At 58.6% G+C, this 20,798-nt stretch carries 20 protein-coding genes; 8 read left to right on the top strand and 12 right to left on the bottom strand.

Annotated features, from left to right (window positions below):
* Positions 1-14 precede the first annotated feature (14 nt).
* Genes pcaF through paaA form a run of 10 tightly spaced genes read right to left on the bottom strand, consistent with a single transcriptional unit; the run spans position 15 to position 8,181 of the window.
* The gene (gene pcaF / locus L379_RS12340) at positions 15-1,220 is read right to left on the bottom strand and encodes a 3-oxoadipyl-CoA thiolase (RefSeq protein ID WP_032103752.1); all 1,206 of its coding nucleotides are present in this window, start codon (positions 1,218-1,220) and stop codon (positions 15-17) included.
* Entirely contained in the window at positions 1,220-1,642 is a 423-nt protein-coding gene (gene paaI, locus L379_RS12345; protein WP_032653475.1) for a hydroxyphenylacetyl-CoA thioesterase PaaI, read from the bottom strand. The genes pcaF and paaI overlap by 1 nt, the downstream gene beginning before the upstream one ends.
* Complete coding sequence (paaH, locus tag L379_RS12350) at positions 1,632-3,056, bottom strand: 3-hydroxyacyl-CoA dehydrogenase PaaH (RefSeq protein WP_032653472.1); 1,425 nt, start codon at positions 3,054-3,056, stop codon at positions 1,632-1,634. Before paaH ends, paaI begins: the two co-directional genes overlap by 11 nt.
* Position 3,057: 1 nt before the next feature.
* Positions 3,058-3,846, bottom strand: coding sequence for a 2-(1,2-epoxy-1,2-dihydrophenyl)acetyl-CoA isomerase PaaG (paaG, locus tag L379_RS12355; protein ID WP_026094304.1), 789 nt, complete (start codon positions 3,844-3,846; stop codon positions 3,058-3,060).
* Positions 3,846-4,613: a 2,3-dehydroadipyl-CoA hydratase PaaF gene (paaF, locus tag L379_RS12360; protein ID WP_023303680.1), complete on the bottom strand. Its 768-nt coding sequence runs from the start codon at positions 4,611-4,613 to the stop codon at positions 3,846-3,848. The genes paaG and paaF overlap by 1 nt, the downstream gene beginning before the upstream one ends.
* Positions 4,610-5,680, bottom strand: coding sequence for a 1,2-phenylacetyl-CoA epoxidase subunit PaaE (paaE, locus tag L379_RS12365; protein ID WP_017384514.1), 1,071 nt, complete (start codon positions 5,678-5,680; stop codon positions 4,610-4,612). The genes paaF and paaE overlap by 4 nt, the downstream gene beginning before the upstream one ends.
* A 7-nt stretch (positions 5,681-5,687) precedes the next feature.
* Positions 5,688-6,185, bottom strand: a complete 498-nt coding sequence (gene paaD / locus L379_RS12370; protein WP_003857347.1) for a 1,2-phenylacetyl-CoA epoxidase subunit PaaD — start codon at positions 6,183-6,185, stop codon at positions 5,688-5,690.
* Between the two features lie 11 nt (positions 6,186-6,196).
* A complete protein-coding gene (gene paaC, locus L379_RS12375; protein ID WP_015570597.1) occupies positions 6,197-6,943 on the bottom strand; it encodes a 1,2-phenylacetyl-CoA epoxidase subunit PaaC in 747 nt (248 codons plus the stop codon).
* A gap of 8 nt (positions 6,944-6,951) precedes the next feature.
* Positions 6,952-7,239 (bottom strand): 1,2-phenylacetyl-CoA epoxidase subunit PaaB, encoded by a 288-nt coding sequence (gene paaB / locus L379_RS12380; protein WP_003857353.1) that lies wholly within the window; start codon positions 7,237-7,239, stop codon positions 6,952-6,954.
* 12 nt (positions 7,240-7,251) lie between these two features.
* Entirely contained in the window at positions 7,252-8,181 is a 930-nt protein-coding gene (gene paaA, locus L379_RS12385; protein ID WP_032103760.1) for a 1,2-phenylacetyl-CoA epoxidase subunit PaaA, read from the bottom strand.
* A 285-nt stretch (positions 8,182-8,466) separates the two neighbouring features.
* Between paaA and paaZ the strand changes: the two genes are divergently transcribed.
* The 7 genes from paaZ (at position 8,467) to L379_RS12415 (ending at position 17,728) form a co-directional block, all read left to right on the top strand.
* A complete protein-coding gene (gene paaZ, locus L379_RS12390) occupies positions 8,467-10,506 on the top strand; it encodes a phenylacetic acid degradation bifunctional protein PaaZ (RefSeq protein WP_032653469.1) in 2,040 nt (679 codons plus the stop codon).
* Between the two features lie 225 nt (positions 10,507-10,731).
* On the top strand, positions 10,732-11,214 hold the full coding sequence (locus L379_RS12395; RefSeq protein ID WP_023303677.1) for an Hcp family type VI secretion system effector: 483 nt from the start codon (positions 10,732-10,734) through the stop codon (positions 11,212-11,214).
* 113 nt (positions 11,215-11,327) lie between these two features.
* The gene (locus L379_RS24995; RefSeq protein ID WP_223825170.1) at positions 11,328-11,621 is read left to right on the top strand and encodes a polymorphic toxin type 44 domain-containing protein; all 294 of its coding nucleotides are present in this window, start codon (positions 11,328-11,330) and stop codon (positions 11,619-11,621) included.
* Positions 11,599-11,994, top strand: coding sequence for a hypothetical protein (locus tag L379_RS12400; RefSeq protein ID WP_023303676.1), 396 nt, complete (start codon positions 11,599-11,601; stop codon positions 11,992-11,994). The genes L379_RS24995 and L379_RS12400 overlap by 23 nt, the downstream gene beginning before the upstream one ends.
* 160 nt (positions 11,995-12,154) lie before the next feature.
* On the top strand, positions 12,155-14,428 hold the full coding sequence (tynA, locus tag L379_RS12405; protein ID WP_032653466.1) for a primary-amine oxidase: 2,274 nt from the start codon (positions 12,155-12,157) through the stop codon (positions 14,426-14,428).
* A 168-nt stretch (positions 14,429-14,596) separates the two neighbouring features.
* Complete coding sequence (locus L379_RS12410) at positions 14,597-16,570, top strand: alkyl/aryl-sulfatase (protein ID WP_023296555.1); 1,974 nt, start codon at positions 14,597-14,599, stop codon at positions 16,568-16,570.
* A gap of 51 nt (positions 16,571-16,621) precedes the next feature.
* The gene (locus L379_RS12415; RefSeq protein ID WP_032653458.1) at positions 16,622-17,728 is read left to right on the top strand and encodes a GGDEF domain-containing protein; all 1,107 of its coding nucleotides are present in this window, start codon (positions 16,622-16,624) and stop codon (positions 17,726-17,728) included.
* Positions 17,729-17,825: 97 nt separating this feature from the next.
* On the opposite strand, the gene L379_RS12420 is transcribed toward L379_RS12415, so the two are convergent.
* Positions 17,826-19,325 (bottom strand): aldehyde dehydrogenase family protein, encoded by a 1,500-nt coding sequence (locus L379_RS12420; RefSeq protein ID WP_017384522.1) that lies wholly within the window; start codon positions 19,323-19,325, stop codon positions 17,826-17,828.
* 241 nt (positions 19,326-19,566) lie between these two features.
* Here L379_RS12420 and feaR point away from each other — a divergent pair, with 241 nt between their 5' ends.
* A complete protein-coding gene (feaR, locus tag L379_RS12425) occupies positions 19,567-20,475 on the top strand; it encodes a transcriptional regulator FeaR (protein WP_032653456.1) in 909 nt (302 codons plus the stop codon).
* Here the strand turns inward: feaR and L379_RS12430 are convergent, their stop codons facing one another.
* Entirely contained in the window at positions 20,476-20,793 is a 318-nt protein-coding gene (locus L379_RS12430) for a YdbL family probable chaperone protein (RefSeq protein ID WP_006808832.1), read from the bottom strand.
* Positions 20,794-20,798 lie beyond the last annotated feature (5 nt).

The raw sequence follows: 20,798 nt of genomic DNA, 5'->3' as shown, positions 1-20,798 counted from the left end.
ACATTATTGTTCGCTCAAACACGCTCAAGGATCATGGCAATGCCCTGACCCACACCGATGCACATCGTACACAGCGCGTAGCGCCCGCCGCGTCGGTGCAATTCATTGCTTGCGGCCAGCGCCAGTCTGGCACCGCTCATTCCCAGCGGATGACCTAACGCGATCGCCCCGCCGTTCGGGTTGACATGCTCGGCGTCATCCGGCAAGCCCAGCTGACGCAGCACGCCCAGCGCCTGTGCGGCGAAGGCTTCATTAAGCTCAATGACGTCCATATCGGTGATACTGAGTCCGGCACGCTCCAGCACCTTGCGGGTGGCGGGCACCGGGCCTAATCCCATCAGGCGCGGCTCGACGCCCGCTGTCGCCATGGCCACAATGCGGGTGCGCGGGGTTAACCCCTGGGCAAGCGCCATCGGCTCGCTGGCGATAATCAGCGCCGCCGCCCCGTCGTTGACGCCAGAGGCGTTCCCCGCCGTCACCACACCGTTCTTACGGAACGGGGCTTTCAGCGCGGCAAGCTGTTCCAGGGTGGTTTCGGCGCGCGGATGCTCGTCCACGCTCACTTCCGTTACCGCACCTTTTTTGCCCGCCACCTGTACCGGGATAATCTCCTGCGCCAGAACGCCATTCTGCTGCGCCCGCGCGGTGCGCTGCTGGCTGCGCAGGGCAAATGCGTCCTGATCGGCACGGCTTATATTTAACAATTCCGCTACATTCTCTGCCGTTTCCGGCATGCTGTCAGTTCCGTATTGCTGATGCATGAGCGGATTCACAAATCGCCAGCCGATGGTGGTGTCGAAGATCTCCGCCTGACGCTGAAACGCCGCCGTGGCTTTGCCCATCACGAACGGCGCACGGGACATGGATTCGACGCCACCTGCGATCAGCAGATCGCCATCCCCGGCCCTGATGGCGCGCGCCGCAAAGCCAAGGGCATCCAGACCGGAGCCGCACAGGCGGTTAATGGTGGTGCCGGATACCGTCTGCGGCAGCCCGGCCAGCAGCGCCGACATGCGCGCCACGTTGCGGTTATCCTCTCCGGCCTGATTCGCGCAGCCGAAGATCACGTCATCTATGCGCTCCAGATCGAGCTGCGGGTAACGCGCCAGCAGCGCACGCAGCGGCACGGCCCCTAAGTCATCGGCGCGCACGCTGGATAATCCTCCGCCGTAGCGACCAACCGGGGTACGCACCCCCTCACAAATAAATGCGTCACGCATCAGACTTCTCCTGTCACACTGCCGCCGGTGCGGTGCGATTTCCCGCGAAAAAGAGCGACGGTTTTCTGGTGTTGGTTCTGAATTTCAATGTCGTAGACGCCGGTCAGTTTGCCCTGATGCTTCACCCGCGCGGTGGCGGTGAGCTTATCTCCGGCAAAGCCCGGACGCAGAAAATCGATGGCGCAGCCTGCGGCCACCGCCGCCAGCCCCTGACTGTTGCAGGCGTAGGCAAAGGCGGTATCGGCCAGCGAGAACAACTGTCCGCCGTGGCAGGTTTTATGCCCGTTGAGCATCTGCGGGGTGATGGTCATGGTCACCACCGCGTAGCCCTCGCCCATGTCGATAATGTCCATCCCCATCGCCTGCGCGCAGGCGTCCCGTTCGTACATCGCGCGGGCGTTATGCCAGGCGTTATGACTCATAGCTACTCTCCAGAAGCGCACGCTGGCGCAGCAGTGAACAGGGGCGATAGCGTTCCTCGCCGTAGTGACGTTGCAGGTTTTCCAGCAGCGTTAACAGACGCTGCCAGCCAAGGCGCTCGCCCCAGGCGATGGGCCCGCAGGGATAGTTGACCCCTAAGCGCATGGCGGTATCGATGTCTTGCTCGCTGGCGACCCCTTTTTGCAGGGCGTCCAGCGCTTCGTTGGCAATCATCGCTACCGTGCGCCAGACCAGCAGGCCGGGGTAATCGGCAATCTGTACCACCCGTTTCTCCTGGTGCTGCAACCAGTAAATGGCTTTCTGCGTGGCGGCGTGCGGGTTGCCAGGCGCGGCGGCTATCACGGCTACATCCCGCTCGATGCGGTCGACCACCACCACCGGGCAGCCGTGGCGCAGCGCCAGCGACTGCGCGGTTTCACCCTGCGTTTCGATCAGCAACAGATCGTCAATTTCCGTGACACCGTCACTTCTTCGCTGTACGCGCATCGGGCTGAAGCTGTCGCTGACCGGGGCGAGCCAGCTGACGGCGGGTTTCTCCTCCTGCCAGCGGTAAACCCCCTGCCCGCTTTTCTTGCCCAGACGCCCGGCCAGCACCAGCTCCTGCTGCACCAGCGACGGCAGAAAACGACGCTCCTGCCAGAAGGCGTTAAACACGGAGCAGGTCACGGCAAAGTTGACGTCCTGACCAATCATGTCCGTCAGCTCAAGCGGCCCCATCGGGAAGCCTCCGCCGTCTCGCAGGGCGGCGTCGATCGCCTCGGGCGTTGCCACCTGCTCTTCCAGCGCGCGCCAGGCTTCCGAGTAGAACGGGCGCGCCACGCGGTTGACGATAAACCCCGGCGTGGACTGGCAGCGTACCGGCTGCTTTCCCCAGCTCAACGCCAGCTCGCACAGTGCATCGGCCACTTCGGGAGAGGTCGCCAGCCCGCTGACCACTTCCACCAGCTTCATCACCGGGGCAGGATTGAAGAAGTGCAGCCCGGCGACGCGTTCAGGGTGGTTTATCTCCGCTGCAATCGCGGTAACGGAAATGGACGAGGTATTGCTGGCAAGCAGCGTCTGCGGCGGGCAGATCTCTGCCAGCTGGGTAAACAGCGCTTTTTTTACCTCAAGCCGCTCGGAGGCCGCCTCGATCACCAGATCGGCTTTCGCCAGAGCACTGATAGTCGTCACCGGCGTCAGGCGGGCGAGGATCTGTTCCCCGGCGTCGGCAGAGAGTTTTCCGCGCGCAACGCGAGAGGAGAGCCGCTGATGAATGCCGTCGATGGCGCGGGAAATCGCCGCTGCATCAATGTCGTACACCAGAACCGGATGACCGTGGCTGGCTGCCACTTCGGCAATACCGGCGCCCATGGTGCCGCTGCCAATGACGGCGACCGTATGGATATTCACCATCTTATTTCCCCGTAAAGTTCGGCGCGCGTTTTGCCAGGAACGCGCTGACGCCTTCCCGGTAGTCGTCGCTGCGTCCGGCCAGACGTTGATAGTCGCGCTCCAGATCAAGCTGGGCGTCGAGGGTATTGGTTTCGGCGGCGTTGATCGCCTGCTTGATCAAGCCCAGGCCAAAGGTCGGCTGCGAGGCAAAATGCAGCGCCATCTGCTGTGCGGTGGCGGAGAGCTGGTCGTCGTCCACCACCTGCCAGATCATTCCCCAGGCCTGTGCCTGCTCGGCGCTGAGCTTATCGCCCAGCAATGCCAGCCCCATGGCGCGGGCGCGTCCGGTCACGCGCGGCAGCAGCCAGGTTCCGCCGCAGTCCGGTACCAGCCCGAGCTTGCTGAAGGCCATCACAAAGCTGGCTGAACGGGCCGCAATCACCATGTCGCAGCCGAGGGCCAGCGTGGCCCCCGCGCCCGCCGCCACGCCGTTAACCGCGCAAATCACCGGCTTCGGCAGTTTTGCCAGGCGGCGCACCAGCGGGTTGTAAAAAGTCTCAACGGACATGCCCAGATCGGGCGCGGGGCCGTTCGGGTCGACGTTACGGTCGTTAAGATCCTGCCCGGCGCAGAAACCGCGTCCTGCCCCGGTGATCAGCAGGCAGCGGATGGCGTCATCGCGCTCGGCCTGCTTCAGGCATTCGGAAAGCTGCTGGTGCATGACGTCGTTAAAGCTGTTCAGGCGCTCCGGGCGGTTCAGCGTAATGGTCATTACGCCCTGCTCAACATGGCTCAGAATAGATTCCACAATTAGCGTCCTTTAAAGTCTGGGGTGCGTTTTTGTAAAAAGGCGTTGATACCTTCCCGGCGATCGTCGGTGGCCGCGAGCAGCGCAAACAGCTGACGCTCCTGCGCCAGCCCGGCCTGAAGCGGGACTTCCTGCGACTGGCGAAGCGCCTGCTTCGCCGCCTGTAGCGCCAGCGGCGAGTGGCGCGCCATCAGCGCCGCCTGCTTCAGGGCGTACTCCAGCGTCAGCGAGGCCGGGTAGACGTCGCTGGCCAGCCCGGCGCTGTGCGCCTGAACCGCCGTGATGCTTTCGCCCGTCAGCACCATTTTGCTGGCCAACGATTTGCCCACGCTGCGGATCAGCCGCTGGGTGCCCCCTGCGCCCGGCATGATCCCGAGGGTGATTTCCGGCAGGCCAAAACGGGCGTTATCACCGGCAATCACCACATCGCAGAGCAGCGCCAGCTCACAGCCTGCCCCCAGCGCGAAGCCGTTCACGGCGGCAATCAGCGGTTTGGTGAAGGCGTTGATCCGCGCCCACAGCTGCGGACGGATATCGTTCAGGGTGGCGGGCAGGTCTTTCTCCGCCATTTCGTTGAGATCGGCCCCGGCGGCAAAGCAGCGTTCGTTGCCGTACACCACGCAGACGGCGATCTCAGCATCCGCGGCGGCGGCCTCAAGCTGCTCCGCGATTTGCAGGAGCAGCGCATTGTTGAGCGCGTTGCGCGCCGCCGGACGGTTAAGCGTCAGCTGCAACACGCGGCCATGACGGGTGACAATCAGTTCGCTCATGCCATCCCCTTCGCATCAAAATCGACGATAACATCGGCGGTTAACGGCAGCGCCTGACAGCTCAGCACATAGCCTGCGGCCAGCTCGTCCGGCTCCAGGCTGTAGTTGGTCGCCATATCGACTTTTCCGCGCAGCACTTTGCATTTGCAGGTGGCGCATACGCCGCCCTTGCAGGCGTAAGGCAGATCCGCCCCCTGACGCAGGGCCGCGTCAAGAATGCTCTCGTCGTCCGCCGTCAGGGTGATCTCCCTGTCGCGCCCGTCCTGACGGACGGTGACCTTCTGCCCGTCGGCCTGCACGCTGGCTGTCCGTTTAACGGCGGTACCCGGCGTGTTAAAGCGCTCAAGATGGATCGCTGTTTCCGGCATACCCAGCGCTTGCAGCGCCGCTTCGGCCTCATCCATCATCGCCGACGGGCCGCAGATGAAGGCTTCATCGTACTGACGGAAATTCACCAGCGTTTTTGCCAGCGCCTGGAGCTTTTCCCCGTCAATGCGGCCATGGAGCAGATCGCTGTCGAGCGTCTCCTGGCTGAAGATGGCGATCAGCTGCAAACGCTGCGGGTATTTATCTTTCAGGTCCGCCAGCGCCCGGCGGAACATCATGCTCTGGCTGCTGCGGTTGCCGTAAATCAGGGTGAAGTGGCTGTGGGCTTCAGTGGCCAGCGTAGCGGACAAAATCGCCAGCATCGGGGTGATCCCGGACCCGGCGGCAATCGCCAGATAGTGGCCTTCGCGTTCGGCCTGCGGCTGGTAGCCAAAATGCCCCTGGGGCACCATTACCTCCAGCGCCATGCCCGGTTTGATCTCGTCCCGGGCATAGCGGGAAAAACGTCCGCCCTCGATGGCTTTGACCGCCACGCTGATCTCACCGCACGCGGTGCTCCGGCAGATGGAGTAGCAGCGGCGCAGTTCATCCCCGCCAGGACTGGCTTTCAGGGTCAGATGCTGACCGGGACGGAAGCGGTACGCCTCCTGTAACGCCTGCGGCACCGCGAAGGTAATGGTCACCGCGTCGCGGGTTTCGGGTTCTACTTTTGCCACTGTTAATGAATGAAACGTTGTCATGGCAGCCTCAAATACATTTGAAATAGTCGAAGGGCTCACGGCAGGTATTGCAGCGGTAGAGCGCTTTGCAGGCCGTAGAACCAAATTCACTGATAAGCGAGGTATCGGTGCTCGCACAGCGCGGGCAACTCACCTCCGCGGGAACGTGGGCATGGCAGCTATGGCCGACAGGCGGGCTGATGCCATATTCACGCAGGCGCCTGCGGGCATCGTCGGTCATCCAGTCGGTGGTCCAGGCGGGTTCCAGTTGCAGCACAATATGTACCGGACTAAAGCCGTTTCCGGTCAGGGTTTCGCGGATCGCCCCCAGCAGATGCTCCGTTGCCGGACAGCCCGAATAGGTTGGCGTGAAGCCGATGACCCAGCCTTCCCCCTGCGCCTTCACGCTGCGCACCATGCCTAAGTCGGTGATGGTCAGCACCGGCACTTCCGGGTCGGGGATCTGGCTTAACAGCGCCCAAATCTGCGGGATTTGTGCAGGCGCGATGTCGACGAGGCGTTGCATGGCGTCCTCCTTTACCACTGCTGGCCGGGGTAAACACGCTGGAGATACTGCATCTCTGCCAGCATCGGCCCGAGGTGTTCGGTATGTAGCCCCTTCTTGCCGCCCGTGCGATACGCCACCTCTTCGGGCACGCGGAGGGTGGCTTCCGCCAGGCCAGCAAACACTTCGCGCTCCCACGGGTCCCGCAGGTCGCGCGGGTCAACCGCCACGCCGTCATCAATCAGCGCCAGCTCGACGTCGTCGGCGTCGAACAGTTCAGCCGTAAAGCGCCACAGGCTATCCACCGCCTGCTGCATTTTTTGTGCGGAGGTTTCTGTTCCGTCCCCCAGCCGCACCAGCCAGCCGCGGCTAAAGCGCAGGTGATAGCGCGCCTCTTTAATGGCTTTTGCCGCGATGGCGGCAAGCTGACTGTCGCTGCTGTGGATCAGCCGCTCGTAGAGCGCCACGTTCCACGCATCCATCAGATACTGACGGGCAATGGTGTCAGCGAAGCTGCCGTTTGGTTGTTCCACCAGCAGCAGATTGCGGAACTGACGCTCATCGCGGCCATAGGCCAGGGTGTCTTCATCGCCCTTACCCTCCCGTTCAGCGGCGTAGGTCAGGAAATTGCGCGCCTGCCCGAGCAGATCAAGGCCGATATTGGCGAGCGCCAGGTCAATTTCCAGCTCCGGCGCGTGGCCGCACCAGGCGCCCAGACGCTGTGAGAGCACCAGACCGTTGTCGCCCAGACGCAGGGCATAAGCAGATACGTTGTTCATCCCCAACCTCACATATGCTCGATGCCATCAGGGATGGTGTAAAACGTCGGATGGCGGTAGACCTTGCTTTCCGCCGGATCGAAAAACTCCCCGCTCTCTTCCGGCTGGGAAGCGACGATTTCACTCGCCTTCACCACCCAGATGGAACAGCCTTCGCTGCGGCGGGTATAGGCATCGCGCGCGTTTTCCAGCGCCATGCGGTCGTCGGCAGCGTGAAGGCTGCCCACATGCCGATGCGACAGCCCCTGCTTCGAACGGACAAAAACTTCGTATAACGGCCAGTAAACATTGCTCATGGTTGATTCCTCTTATGCGGCCTGGCGGGCGCGTTGTTTTTCCGCGTGGGCCAGAGCGGCTTCACGCACCCATGCGCCGTCGTCCCAGGCTTTACGTTTTGCGGCCAGACGTTCGTGGTTGCAGATCCCGCGCCCGGTGATCACCTCGTCAAATTCCTGCCAGTCGATTTCGCCGAAGCGGTAGTGGCCGCTCGCTTCATCGAAACGCAGGTCGGGGTCCGGCACGGTCATACCGAGCATCTCCACCTGAGGCACCGTGTTGTCCACGAAGCGCTGGCGAAGCTCATCGTTGCCAAAGCGTTTGATCTTCCAGGCCAGGCTGCGGGCGCTGTTTGGGGAGTTGTCGTCGTTGGGTCCGAACATCATCAGCGCGGGCCACCAGAAACGGTTGATGGCGTCCTGCAACATCTGCCGCTGGGCTTCGCTGCCCTGCGCCAGCGCCATGCAGGCCTCAAAACCCTGACGCTGATGGAAGCTCTCTTCTTTACAGATTTTCACCATCGCCCTGGCATACGGGCCGTAAGACGTACGGCACAGCGCCACCTGGTTCACAATGGCCGCCCCGTCCACCAGCCAGCCAATGACGCCGATATCGGCCCAGCTCAGGGTCGGATAGTTGAAGATGGAGGAGTATTTCATCTTGCCGTCGAGCATCTTTTGATAGATGTCCTCCCGGGCGCAGCCCAGCGTTTCCGCCGCGCTGTAGAGGTACAGGCCGTGTCCGGCTTCATCCTGCACCTTCGCCAGCAGAATGGCTTTCCGGCGCAGGGTCGGCGCGCGGGTGATCCAGTTACCTTCCGGCAGCATGCCGACAATCTCAGAGTGGGCGTGCTGTCCAATCTGGCGGATCAGCGTCTTGCGGTAGGCATCCGGCATCCAGTCCTGCGGCTCGATGGCCGTCTCCTGTGCGATGCGTTGCTCAAAGCGTTGTTCTTGCGTCACATAACCACCTTTGTGATTCGTTAAATCACCACAAATAGCAAAATGGTGAATCATTTGGTTTCTTAAAAGTTACACAAAGGTTAAATATAACCCCAAGAAACGTTTGTTTATTTTGTGACGACGCTCGCAAGCCTTTTCATGAAAGGCCGATGATGCAAGGCTTTCGGGTGGTCAGGCTAAGCAATACAGATCACAACGTTAACAATTCATTAAAACTCAGCTTGATTTTTATGATTCACGATCAAACTATTGATAGTGAAATCACGAAACATCTGGAGAGAAGAAATGCAGCAGTTAGCCAGCTTCTTGTCCGGCACCTGGCAATCGGGCCGGGGCCGCGAGCGCACCATCACCCACGCCATCAGCGAGGAAACGCTATATGAAGTGACCAGCGAAGGGCTGGATATGGCGGCCGCGCGCCGTTACGCCATTGAACACGGCGGAGAAGCGCTCCGCGCAATGAGCTTTATCGAGCGCGCCGCCATGCTGAAGGCGGTGGCCAAACATCTGCTGAGCCAGAAGGATCGCTTTTATGCCCTGTCAGCCCAGACCGGCGCGACGAAGGCCGACAGTTGGGTGGATATTGAAGGCGGTATCGGCACCCTCTTCACCTACGCAAGCCTCGGCAGCCGTGAGCTGCCGGACGATACCCTGTGGCCGGAGGATGAGCTGATCCCGCTGTCGAAGGAAGGCGGCTTTGCGGCACGTCACGTGTTAACGTCGAAATCCGGCGTGGCGGTGCATATCAACGCGTTCAACTTCCCGTGCTGGGGGATGCTGGAAAAGCTCGCGCCCACCTGGCTTGCCGGGATGCCCGCCATCATCAAGCCCGCCACCGCCACCGCGCAGGTGACTCAGGCGATGGTGAAAGCGATCGTCGAGAGCGGACTGGTGCCCGACGGCGCCATCAGCCTGATCTGCGGTGGCGCGGGCGATCTGCTGAACCAGCTCGACAGCCAGGACGTGGTGACGTTTACCGGGTCGGCCAGCACCGGGCAGAGTCTGCGCGTCCACCCGAATATCGTCGCGCATTCCATTCCGTTTACCATGGAAGCGGATTCCCTTAACTGCTGCGTGCTGGGTGAGGACGTGACGCCGGAACACCCGGAGTTTGCGCTGTTTATCCGAGAAGTGGTGCGCGAGATGACCGCCAAAGCCGGACAAAAATGTACCGCCATCCGCCGCATCATCGTGCCGGAAGCGCAGGTTGACGCCGTCAGCCAGGCGCTGATTGCGCGGCTGGAGAAAGTAGTCGTCGGCGATCCGGCCAAGGAAGGGGTGAAGATGGGGGCCCTCGTCAACAGTGAGCAACGTGCTGACGTGCAGGAAAAAGTCGATCATCTGCTTGCCGCGGGCTGCCAGATCCGTCTGGGTGGTAAAGCCGATTTGCAGGCGGCTGGCGCATTCTTCCCGCCCACCCTGCTGTTCTGCCCGCAGCCGGACGAAACCCCGGCCGTCCACGCCACCGAAGCCTTTGGCCCCGTCGCAACCCTGATGCCCTGCCGTAACACCGAACACGCCATGCAGCTGGCGCGGGCGGGTGGCGGCAGCCTGGCGGGAACGCTGGTTACGGCAGATACCCGCGTGGCGCGGCAGTTTATTGCCGGGGCAGCGCGCGCCCACGGACGTATTCAGATCCTCAACCAGGAATCCTCGAAAGAATCCACCGGCCACGGTTCACCGCTGCCGCAGCTGGTGCACGGTGGTCCGGGACGTGCGGGCGGCGGCGAAGAGCTGGGCGGCCTGCGCGCGGTGAAGCACTATCTTCAGCGCACGGCCATTCAGGGCAGCCCGTCCATGCTCGCCGCGATCGGTAAACAGTGGGTCCGTGGCGCGGAGGTGCAGGAAGATCGCGTTCATCCGTTCCGTAAATACTTCGAGGAGTTACAGCCGGGCGACAGCCTGCTGACCCCGCGTCGTACCCTGACGGAAGCGGATATCGTGAATTTTGCCTGCCTGAGCGGGGATCATTTCTACGCCCATATGGACAAAATTGGCGCGGCGGAGTCGATTTTTGGCGAGCGCGTGGTACACGGTTATTTCCTGATTTCCGCCGCGGCGGGGCTGTTTGTCGATGCCGGGGTTGGGCCGGTTATTGCCAACTACGGCATGGAAAACCTGCGCTTTATCGAGCCGGTCAAGCCGGGTGATACCATTCAGGTGCGCCTGACCTGTAAACGTAAAACGCTCAAGAAACAGCGCACTGCCGAGGAAAAACCCACCGGCGTGGTGGAATGGGCGGTGGAGATCTTCAACCAGCACCAGCAGGCCGTGGCGCTCTACTCCATCCTGACGCTGGTGGCGCGCCAGCAGGGTGACTTTTAATCAAAGCAATAGCATTAACCTTGCTGCCTCGAGTGTTTGAGCGCATCAAAATCAGCGGAAGGTAAAACATGGACTGGATGGCTTTGATTAATCGAACCATCCAGTCTGCCTGGTTTGGATAAGTTACAACCGGAAACACTAAGCAAATTGACCATGTAGTTAGCATGATTATTATTTAGCGCCGGGAATATTCCCGCATTAAATTACATGGATGATTAACAGACTATGGCAATTCCTGTTTACCTTTTCTTAACTGACGATGGTGGGTCAAAAATTACAGGCTCGGTGGATGTTCGTTACCGTGAGGGAAGCATTGAAGTCACCGGCTTTACACACAATCTTCGCCTCCCAACCGATCCATTGACCGGGAAAATTACCAGCAAACGTAACCATGCCCCAGTCGTATTTCAAAAAGAAATCGATTCCTCCTCCCCTTACCTGATGAAAGCCGTTGCGACTGGCCAAACCCTTAAAACGGCTGAGTTCAGGTGGTATCGCATTAATGACGCCGGGCAGGAAGTAGAATATTACAATATGCGTCTCGATAATATTCGCGTCGTTTCCGTCACGCCATTGATGCATGACATTAAAGACCCGATGAAAGAAAAACATAATCATCTTGAAGTCGTGGAGCTACGCTATGATAAAATAACATGGACATATTGCGATGGTAATATACAGTTTGCAGACTGTTGGGCTGAGCGTTAAATATGCGCACTCCTTCCTATTCAACACCCTATAATATTGCATCCTTTGCACCACCTGGCGTGGACGTGGTTAGCCACATGGTAATAGCGCGATTCCATGGTGGACCCTCATTAATGACCTACATATGGTTTTATCAAATGGTCAGAAACCATGGTCCCTGGGATTACAAACAAGGCCGTGCAGAGTATGCTAATTTTGGCAATTTTCATTACGGTGCCGTTGGTGCGGCAGCAGGCATTCCTGAGGGAATTTTGCTCCGGGGGGCAGGTACTGCACAGATTCTCGCCGGGACAAGCGATCCTGCCGAATTTGCAAAATTCCAGAACAATAATAATTACGGTGATGACCCAGTCGATCAGTTATGGATAAGGGCAGGAATAGATTATGCGCGACGTTCGGGTTTTTAACTGGCGAACTGGAGTCATTATCTTTATTTTTCTTATATTCATTGCATACCCTTTCCGCGATCTGTTTACCGTGTATGAAAACTTGCAGGAAAAAATCAAGGTTAACGATCGTTTAACTCTTTACATCACCCAGGTTGAGACGGGCTCACTATCTAAAAACAGGTATCATATTTATCTCGTTGATGCGAAAAAAAGCCCGGAAGACTTCATGTCTAACATTAAAGATATCAATCCCGTCATGATCACCGATGACGATAAAGCTTCTGTGGCAATTAAAAATGGAGACATTTATCTTCGCGTTCGCGGTACGGTTTATTCGTTCACGACGGCAGGTTTTGATGTCCGCATGCATCTCGATAGCTCGCCTTACTGAAGCACACTTTATCTGTCACGGGGGTGTGATTTACCCCCGCTCTTTTTTTAACCTGGCAAGACTGACAAACAACCTGGCAGATGCAGGCAAACGCTTTTCGTGCGCGCCTGTCAGGATAAGGCTGACACAACACAATAAACACAACAAGATGAGGTCTGCGATGGGAAGCAATTCTTCTTTTTCTGCCCGTAGAACGGCACTGGCCATGGCCGTTGCGCTCTGTTACGCCTGGCAATCCCCTGTTTACGCTCACGGCAGCGAGGCGCATATGGTCCCGATGGACAAAACGCTTCAGGCGTTTGGCGCGGACGTGCAGTGGGATGATTACGCCCAGATGTTCACCATCGTCAAAGACGGTGCCTTTGTGAAGGTCAAACCCGGCGCAAATACCGCCATCGTTAACGGCAAACCGCTGACGCTCCAGGTGCCCGTGGTGATGAAGAACAATAAGGCGTTTATCCCGGAGACCTTTATCAACGATGTCTTTCAGTCCGGTCTTGATCAGACATTCCAGGTTGAAAAAAGCCCCCACCCGTTAAACGCGCTGACGGCTGATGAAATCAACCAGGCCGTAGCCATTGTGAAAGCCTCTGCGGATTTTAAACCCAATACCCGCTTTACCCAGATTGCGCTGGCGGAGCCAGAAAAGGCCAAAGTCTGGGACTTTGTGCTTAACGGCACGGCGGTGGATGCGCCCCGCCAGGCCAATATCATCATGCTTGATGGTAAACACATCATCGAAAGCCGGGTGGATCTGAAGCACAAAAAGATCCTCCGCTGGGAGCCGATCAAAGACGCGCACGGCATGGTGCTGCTGGATGACTTCAATACCGTGCAGCAGATCATCAATGAAAGCCCGGAGTTTGCCGCCGTGCTGAAAAAGCGCGGCATTACCGACCCGAAGAAAGTGATCACCACTCCGCTTACCGTCGGCTTTTTTGACGGCAAGGATGGGCTGAAACAGGAAGACCGCCTGCTGAAAGTGATCAGCTATCTCGACGTGGGCGACGGTAACTACTGGGCGCACCCGATCGAAAACCTGGTTGCGGTGGTGGATCTCGAGCAGAAGAAAATCCAGAAGATTGAGGAAGGCCCGGTCGTGCCGGTTCCGCTCACGCCGCGCCCTTATGATGGCCGCGACCGCGTTGAAACGGTGAAAAAACCGCTGGAAATTATCGAGCCGGAAGGCAAGAACTACACCATCACCGGGGATAGGGTGCACTGGCAGAACTGGGATTTTCATCTGAGCCTGGACTCACGCGTCGGCCCGATAATCTCCACCGTGACCTATAACGACAACGGCAAAAAGCGACAGGTGATGTATCAGGGATCGCTCGGCGGCATGATTGTGCCGTACGGCGACCCGGATATCGGCTGGTACTTTAAAGCCTATCTGGACTCCGGCGATTACGGCATGGGTACCCTGACCTCCCCGCTGGTGCGCGGCAAGGATGTTCCGTCTAACGCCGTGATGCTCAACGAAACCATCCCGGATTACACCGGCGCGCCAATGGAGATCCCCAGGGCGATCGCCATTTTCGAGCGTTACGCCGGGCCGGAATATAAGCATCAGGAATTAGGTAAACCCAACGTCAGCACCGAACGCCGCGAGCTGGTGGTGCGCTGGGTCAGCACCGTGGGTAACTACGATTACATCTTCGACTGGGTATTCCACGAAAACGGCACTATCGGCATTGATGCAGGGGCTACGGGCATTGAAGCGGTGAAAGGCGTGCAGACGAAAACCATGCATGATGCCACCGCGAAGGATGACACCCGATACGGAACGCTGATCGACCATAATATTGTCGGTACCACCCACCAGCACATCTACAACTTCCGTCTGGATATGGACGTGGACGGCATCAACAATAAGCTGGTGGCCATGGATCCGGACGTCAAACCGAACACCGCTGGCGGACCGCGCACCAGCACCATGCAGGTTAATCAGTATGATATTGATACCGAACAGCAGGCGGCGCAGAAGTTTGACCCGGGCACCATCCGCCTGCTGAGCAATACCAGCAAAGAGAACCGCATAGGCAACCCGGTCTCGTATCAGATCATCCCTTACGCGGGCGGCACACACCCGGTAGCGTCCGGCGCGAAGTTTGCCCCGGACGAGTGGATTTATCACCGCCTGAGCTTTATGGATAAACAGCTGTGGGTGACGCGTTACCATCCCGACGAGATGTACCCGGAGGGAAAATACCCGAACCGTTCCACGCACGATACCGGCCTCGGCCAGTACAGCAAAGATAACGAATCGCTGAACGACCAGGATAACGTCATCTGGATGACCACCGGCACCACCCATGTCGCCCGCGCCGAGGAGTGGCCGATAATGCCGACGGAATGGGTGCACACGTTACTCAAGCCGTGGAATTTCTTTGACGAGACGCCAACGCTCGGCAAGAAAAAAGAGCAGAAATAACCTACCGACCGGGCGTAATGCCCGGTTTTTCATCCGCTTACTTGCTGAATTACTCTCCCCGATTATAGTTATTGTTACCTCGCTTAATCCTTTTGCATTTCTTGACACACTTTCACCAGGATTCGAAGTCCCCACAAACAACGTCACAGTTTACTGAGAGGTTTTAGGATGAGAATCAATGAGATCGTCAGGAGTCTCGCGCTGGCGGGATGTTTTATTTCTGCCAGTTCCGCCTGGGCCGCAGAAGCACCTAAGGATGCCACCGCAGCAACGCAACAGGCCAACAACGCACTCTTCAACCAGCTTCCTTTCTCCGATAACACCGATTTTACCAACGCCCACAAAGGGTTTATTGCCCCGCTGCCTCAGGACATTATCAAAGGTGAGCAAGGCAACACCGTCTGGGATCCGCAGCAGTACGCTTTTATCAAAGAAGGCGATAAGGCGCCCGACTCGGTTAACCCGAGCTTATGGCGTCAGTCCCAGCTGATTAACATCAGCGGTCTGTTTGAAGTGACCGAAGGCGTCTACCAGATACGTAACCTCGACCTGTCAAACATGACCATTATTGAAGGTAAAGAAGGCATTACCGTGGTCGACCCGCTGGTGTCGGCGGAAACGGCCAAAGTCGGGATGGATCTTTACTATAAAAATCGCGGTAATAAGCCTGTGGTCGCCGTTATTTACACCCACAGCCACGTTGACCACTATGGCGGCGTGCGCGGCGTGGTGGACGAAGCAGATGTGAAGTCCGGTAAGGTGAAAATCTACGCGCCCGCCGGATTTATGGAGGCCGCCGTCGCGGAGAATATCATGGCGGGTAACGTCATGAGCCGCCGCGCCAGCTATATGTACGGCAACCTGCTGAAGCCGGATGCGAAGGGCCAGGTCGGCGCGGGTCTCGGTACCACCACCTCCGCCGGGACGGTGACCCTGATCGCCCCGACCAATATCATCGAGAAAGATGGTCAGAAAGAGGTGATCGACGGCCTGACCTATGATTTTATGCTCGCGCCGGGATCGGAAGCGCCTTCCGAGATGCTCTGGTATATCGAAGAGAAAAAGCTGATCGAGTCTGCGGAAGATGTCACCCATACCCTGCACAACACCTACTCCCTGCGCGGCGCGAAAATTCGTGAGCCGTTGCCATGGTCGAAATACATCAACCAGGCGATTGTACGCTGGGGTGATAAAGCCGAAATCATTATGGCGCAGCACCACTGGCCGACATGGGGCAATGACAACGTGGTTAACCTGCTGAAAAGCCAGCGCGACCTGTATCGCTACATCAACGACCAGACCCTGCGCATGGCGAACGAAGGGCTGACCCGTGACGAGATTGCCGCCAACTTCAAACTGCCAAACTCCCTGGCCAATACCTGGGCAAACCGTGGCTATTACGGTTCTGTCAGCCATGACGTTAAAGCAACCTACGTGCTCTATTTAGGCTGGTTTGACGGCAACCCGGCGACCCTGGACGAACTGCCGCCTGAAGAAGCCGCGAAGAAATTTGTGGACTATATGGGCGGCGCGGATGCCATCCTGAGCAAAGCGAAAACTGACTTTGACCAGGGGAACTACCGCTGGGTGGCTCAGGTGGTCAGCAAGGTGGTCTTTGCCGATCCAAATAATCAGGCCGCGCGAAACCTGGAAGCGGATGCGCTGGAGCAGCTGGGTTATCAGGCTGAATCAGGCCCGTGGCGTAACTTCTACCTGACCGGCGCCCAGGAGCTGCGTAACGGCGTGGTGAAAGGACCGACCCCGAACACCGCCAGCCCGGATACCGTGCGCGCGATGACGCCAGAAATGTTCTTTGACTATCTGGCGGTGCACATTAACGGTGAAAAAGCGGCGGATGCAAAATCGGTGTTTAACATCGACCTCGGCAGTGACGGCGGTAAATACAAGCTGGAGCTGGAAAATGGCGTGCTGAACCACACGGCGAACGCCGAAGCGAAAGACGCTGACGCGACCGTGACCCTCAACCGCGATACGCTGAATAAAATCATCCTGAAAGAAGTGACGCTTAAACAGGCGCAGGATAACGGCGATATCAAAGTGACCGGCGATGCCGCAAAACTTGATGCCATGCTCGGTTACATGGATAAATTTGAATTCTGGTTTAACATTGTGACCCCGTAAAGGCAGCACTCGCGGGCGGACGTTCCGCCCGCTCAAGGAAAATTCTCTTCAATGGAAAAAAGACATCCAGCCACACCCGAACCCGCGACATGGCCTACCCGTAAATCAATGGTTGTTCACGGGCTGGCCGTGAACCTGCCGTGGCTCGCCTTTGTGAATGCCAGCTTTGCCCTTATGGTCCTGCTGCGCAATTCGCTGTTCGGCCATATCGATGCCCTCCTGCACATCAGCCCCCCTCTGCGGCAGATGATTGACGCCTCCATGCTGGGCGTGGTGATCCTTTCCGTAGCGCTGGTGATCATGGCCTGGCGCCACATCCGCGGCGTCAGCGCCGTTTTGTTTATGTGCAGCCTGCTGTGGTCGATAAGTTGTTACTGGTTTATCAACGTGTTACAGCTTCCTCATCCCTGGCCTATATTCGTTACCCTGCTGATGGCCGGTATGACCGCGCTCTATTTTCACCCGGTTGCACTGCTCTGCTTCACCGTTCCGCTATGGGTAAGCCTGCCCGTTGCCAGCATGCTGCTGAATCAGGAAATTAATTATCGCTTTGCCGGGCTGTGGGTGGTGTTCACGTTCATTCTCGTGTGCGGGCGCTATATCCTGTTGAGCTGGTTTGAAGAGGCGTGGCGTCGCAACCAGCAGAATCAGCGTTTAATTTCACGGCTGGATGCGCTGGCCCATCAGGATCCGCTGACGAAAACGGCCAACCGCCGGGCGATGGAGCTGGTGCTGGAAAATGCCGTAGAGCAAGGCAAACGCTTCGCGGTGCTGATGCTGGATGTCGATTACTTCAAACTGTATAACGATACCTACGGTCACCAGGCCGGAGATGCGTGCCTCGCGCGGGTGGCAGAGGTGCTGAACACCTCGGTGCGCACGCCAGAGGATGTGGTTTCGCGCTACGGTGGCGAGGAGTTTGTGGTGATCCTCTTTGACTGCGAAGAAAGCGTTGCTGAGAAAGTCGCCGCGCGGATCCAGGCTGGCCTGCGCAACGCAGCCATTCCGCACAGCGCGTCGAAGGTGAGTGAATGTGTGACGGCGAGTATGGGCATTGCAGGCTATACCGCAGGGCTGGCCGGCCCGGAAATCATTGCCCGCGCCGATGCGGCGCTGTACAGGGCGAAGGAGGCCGGGCGGGATCGGTGGTCGCTGTAAGTTACGCCGGGTGGCGCTGCGCTTACCCGGCCTACAAAACCAACCTTTTCCTTGCTCCCGTAGGCCGGGTAAGGCGTAGCCGCCACCCGGCGTTTTTTTAATACCGCACACACACCGACTTGGTTTCACACCAGCCGTCCAGCCAGTCGGGGCCGAAATCGCGCCCGGTGCCGGACTGCTTCATGCCGCCGAACGGCAGGTTGGCGTCTATCAGCGTGTGGCTGTTCACCCACACTGTTCCGGCCTGTAACCTGTCGGTATACGCCAGCGCTTTACTGATGTTCTGCGTCCAGACGCTGGCCGTTAAGCCATATTCAGTGTCGTTCGCCAGCTGAAGCGCCTCTTCCCCGTCGGCCACACGAACCAGGTTCACCACCGGCCCGAAGACCTCTTCACGCGTCAGTCGCAGATGATTATCCGGGTTGACCACCAGCGTTGGCGAAACGTAATAGCCTTTGCCGTCTGGGCCCCGGTTCCCGGCGATCAGCTCCGCATTGTGCGCCTTCGCCTCATCCAGGAACGCCTGGACCTTATCGCAGTGGGCGCGCGACACCAGCGGGTTGATAAACGCCTCCGGCGACATGCCCGGCCCGACGCTGAGGGATTTCACGGCCTGTTCAAACCCGCTGACCAGCGTGTCGAACAGCGGAGCCTCAATATAAATGCGCGAGCTGGCCGCGCAGACCTGCCCCTGGTTCAGGAAGCTGCCGGTCATCAGTCCTTCAATCACCCACGCCGGATCGGCATCTTTCAGCACGATGGCCGGGTTTTTGCCGCCCAGCTCCAGCGTCACGCCCGTTAGCGTGTCCGCCGCCGCGCGGGCAATCTGCTTGCCCGTCGCCGTCGAACCGGTAAAGCTCACTTTGGCAATGCGCGGGTGCGAGGTCAGCGCCGCGCCACAGACGGCGCCACTGCCGGTCACCACGTTGAACACACCCTCCGGGATCCCCGCCTCGCTCGCCAGTTCCGCCACCCGTAACAGGGTGAGCGGCGTGGTTTCCGACGGTTTGATCACGATGGAGCAACCTGCCGCCAGCGCGGGCATCACTTTCCACATGCCAATCATCAGCGGGAAGTTCCACGGCACAATCCCCGCCACGACTCCCACCGGCTCTTTACGCGTCCACGCCTGATAACGCGCGCCCTGCGGCAGTGGAATCGAGAGATCGAGAGTTTTACCGGCAATTTTGGTGGTCAGCCCTGCCGTGTAGCGCATCCAGTTCAGGGTGCAGCCCACCTCGAAGGCGCGGGAAATGTTAATCGATTTCCCCTGCTCCAGGGTTTCGAGCTGTGCCAGCTCTTCGCCATGCTGTTCCACCAGATCCGCAAACCGCAGCAGGATACGTTCCCGCTCTGCCGGCAGCCGTCCGGCCCAGCTTCGGGCGACAAAGGCGCGCCAGCCAGACATCACCGCACGATCGACATCATCGACGCTGGCATCGGCGGTAGAGGCAATAACCTCTCCGGTCGCCGGGTTGTAGACGTTCAGACGCTTTTCGCTATCGGATGCCGCCTGACGCCCTTCGATCCACAGGCCGTGCTGGCGATCTAAAAACTGCTGCACGCCCGGCAGGATGGCGACATGTGATTCGGACATAGAATACTCCTTCGTTATGCTTCGCAGGGTGTGTATGCAGTCTAAGAGGGGATTCGCATTCCTGCTTTTGTCTGTGTGACATTCGCTTTGCCAGCTGTGACAGGGTCCGCAAATCGTGATAATTCCCGCTTATATCGCTGTAACCGTTGAGTGTTCTTTCCTATAGTCAGCCTCGTAGCCCTGACAAAATGCAACATAAATGCAACAATGCGAAAACAGTGACGGTGCAGCGAGAACATCAATGGCGTGTGCAAGCGAACAGGACAATTTTCAGCAGTGGCTGGCGCAAATTAACCAGGTTTGTGGGCGCTTTGCGGCACGTCCGTTAGAGGGGGCGTTTCTCGGCGAGCTGGAAACCAGCTACACCCAAAGTCTGAAGCTGAGCACGGTGACCGCCGCAGGCGTTAACCTGTTTCGCACCCGTCAGGAGATCAAAAACGGCAACGACGCCTGGTTCTACACCGTGTTTCAGCTGGAAGGCAGCGCCGGAATCGAACAGGACGACCAGCGCGCGATGCTGAAAGCCGGGGATATCACGCTGATTGACGCCTCCCGCCCGTGCTCCATTTACTGGCAGGAGCGTTCCCGCCAGATTTCGCTCCTGCTCCCGCGACAAATCATTGAGCAACACGCGCGTTTTCAGGAAGTGAGGTGCGCGCTGCCCCTCTCCCGCAATCTGCCTACCGTACAGCTGAGCTACCGACTGCTACAGGAGAGCATGGGCAATGCCGATCTCAGCGCCAGTGAAAGCGAAGCGGCGCTTGAGGCGATGGTGTGTCTGCTGCGTCCGGCCTTCCAGCAGCGTGACGAGGTGCTGCCGCGCAAGGAGCGTCAGTTCCGCCACGTTCTGTCCCTGATTGATGATCATATTCAGTCGGAGGCGTTAAGACCGGAGTGGATAGCTTCAGAGAGCGGCATGTCCGTGCGTAGCTTGTACCGCATGTTTGCCGGGAAAGGGCTGGTGGTAGCGCAGTATATTAAGAACCGTCGCCTCGATTTATGCGCTCAGGCGCTGCGTTCCATCAGCGATGACGAAAAGCTGGCGGGGATTGGCTACAGCTGGGGTTTCACCGACCATAGCCATTTTTCCACCGCCTTTAAGCAGCGTTTCGGGGTTTCGCCGGGCGAATACCGCAGGCGTTATCGCTAGCTATTTTTTCAGCCACTTGCCGTTAATTCCCTTCACGTACTCACCCGGCTGCGCGCGGGCCACCAGCTTTTGTCCCGCCATTTTCGCCACCTCGTCGACGGGTAAATTATTACTGTCAGCCAGCTGCTGGTAACTTTCCGTGCGTGCGGCGTTGATACGGTTCACCAGCGCCAGGGTTTCAGCGTCGTGCTGAACGGGCGCAAGATAGCCGCTCAGGGTTTCCCCTACGCGCCCCTGGGCACGCGCATCGTTGAGCGTAAGCGTGGCGGCGTGAACGTTCATCCCCAGCGCCAGTAACATCAGAGCTAATCGTTTCATGACAT

Source organism: Enterobacter sp. MGH 33, assembly GCF_000534535.1.
Taxonomy (GTDB): Bacteria; Pseudomonadota; Gammaproteobacteria; order Enterobacterales; family Enterobacteriaceae; genus Enterobacter; species Enterobacter hormaechei_C.
This window is presented reverse-complemented; position numbering and strand designations above follow the sequence as displayed.

Coding starts and splice junctions, on each gene's coding strand:
- pcaF (WP_032103752.1), bottom strand. CDS start 1,220: ATGCGTGACGCATTTATTTGTGAGGGGGTGCGTACCCCGGTTGGTCGC.
- paaI (WP_032653475.1), bottom strand. CDS start 1,642: ATGAGTCATAACGCCTGGCATAACGCCCGCGCGATGTACGAACGGGAC.
- paaE (WP_017384514.1), bottom strand. CDS start 5,680: ATGACAACGTTTCATTCATTAACAGTGGCAAAAGTAGAACCCGAAACC.
- L379_RS12430 (WP_006808832.1), bottom strand. CDS start 20,793: ATGAAACGATTAGCTCTGATGTTACTGGCGCTGGGGATGAACGTTCAC.
- paaB (WP_003857353.1), bottom strand. CDS start 7,239: ATGAGCAATGTTTACTGGCCGTTATACGAAGTTTTTGTCCGTTCGAAG.
- paaZ (WP_032653469.1), top strand. CDS start 8,467: ATGCAGCAGTTAGCCAGCTTCTTGTCCGGCACCTGGCAATCGGGCCGG.
- tynA (WP_032653466.1), top strand. CDS start 12,155: ATGGGAAGCAATTCTTCTTTTTCTGCCCGTAGAACGGCACTGGCCATG.
- paaH (WP_032653472.1), bottom strand. CDS start 3,056: ATGGTGAATATCCATACGGTCGCCGTCATTGGCAGCGGCACCATGGGC.
- paaC (WP_015570597.1), bottom strand. CDS start 6,943: ATGAACAACGTATCTGCTTATGCCCTGCGTCTGGGCGACAACGGTCTG.
- L379_RS12420 (WP_017384522.1), bottom strand. CDS start 19,325: ATGTCCGAATCACATGTCGCCATCCTGCCGGGCGTGCAGCAGTTTTTA.
- L379_RS12410 (WP_023296555.1), top strand. CDS start 14,597: ATGAGAATCAATGAGATCGTCAGGAGTCTCGCGCTGGCGGGATGTTTT.
- paaD (WP_003857347.1), bottom strand. CDS start 6,185: ATGCAACGCCTCGTCGACATCGCGCCTGCACAAATCCCGCAGATTTGG.
- L379_RS12395 (WP_023303677.1), top strand. CDS start 10,732: ATGGCAATTCCTGTTTACCTTTTCTTAACTGACGATGGTGGGTCAAAA.
- feaR (WP_032653456.1), top strand. CDS start 19,567: ATGGCGTGTGCAAGCGAACAGGACAATTTTCAGCAGTGGCTGGCGCAA.
- L379_RS12400 (WP_023303676.1), top strand. CDS start 11,599: ATGCGCGACGTTCGGGTTTTTAACTGGCGAACTGGAGTCATTATCTTT.
- L379_RS24995 (WP_223825170.1), top strand. CDS start 11,328: ATGACCTACATATGGTTTTATCAAATGGTCAGAAACCATGGTCCCTGG.
- L379_RS12415 (WP_032653458.1), top strand. CDS start 16,622: ATGGAAAAAAGACATCCAGCCACACCCGAACCCGCGACATGGCCTACC.
- paaF (WP_023303680.1), bottom strand. CDS start 4,613: ATGAGCGAACTGATTGTCACCCGTCATGGCCGCGTGTTGCAGCTGACG.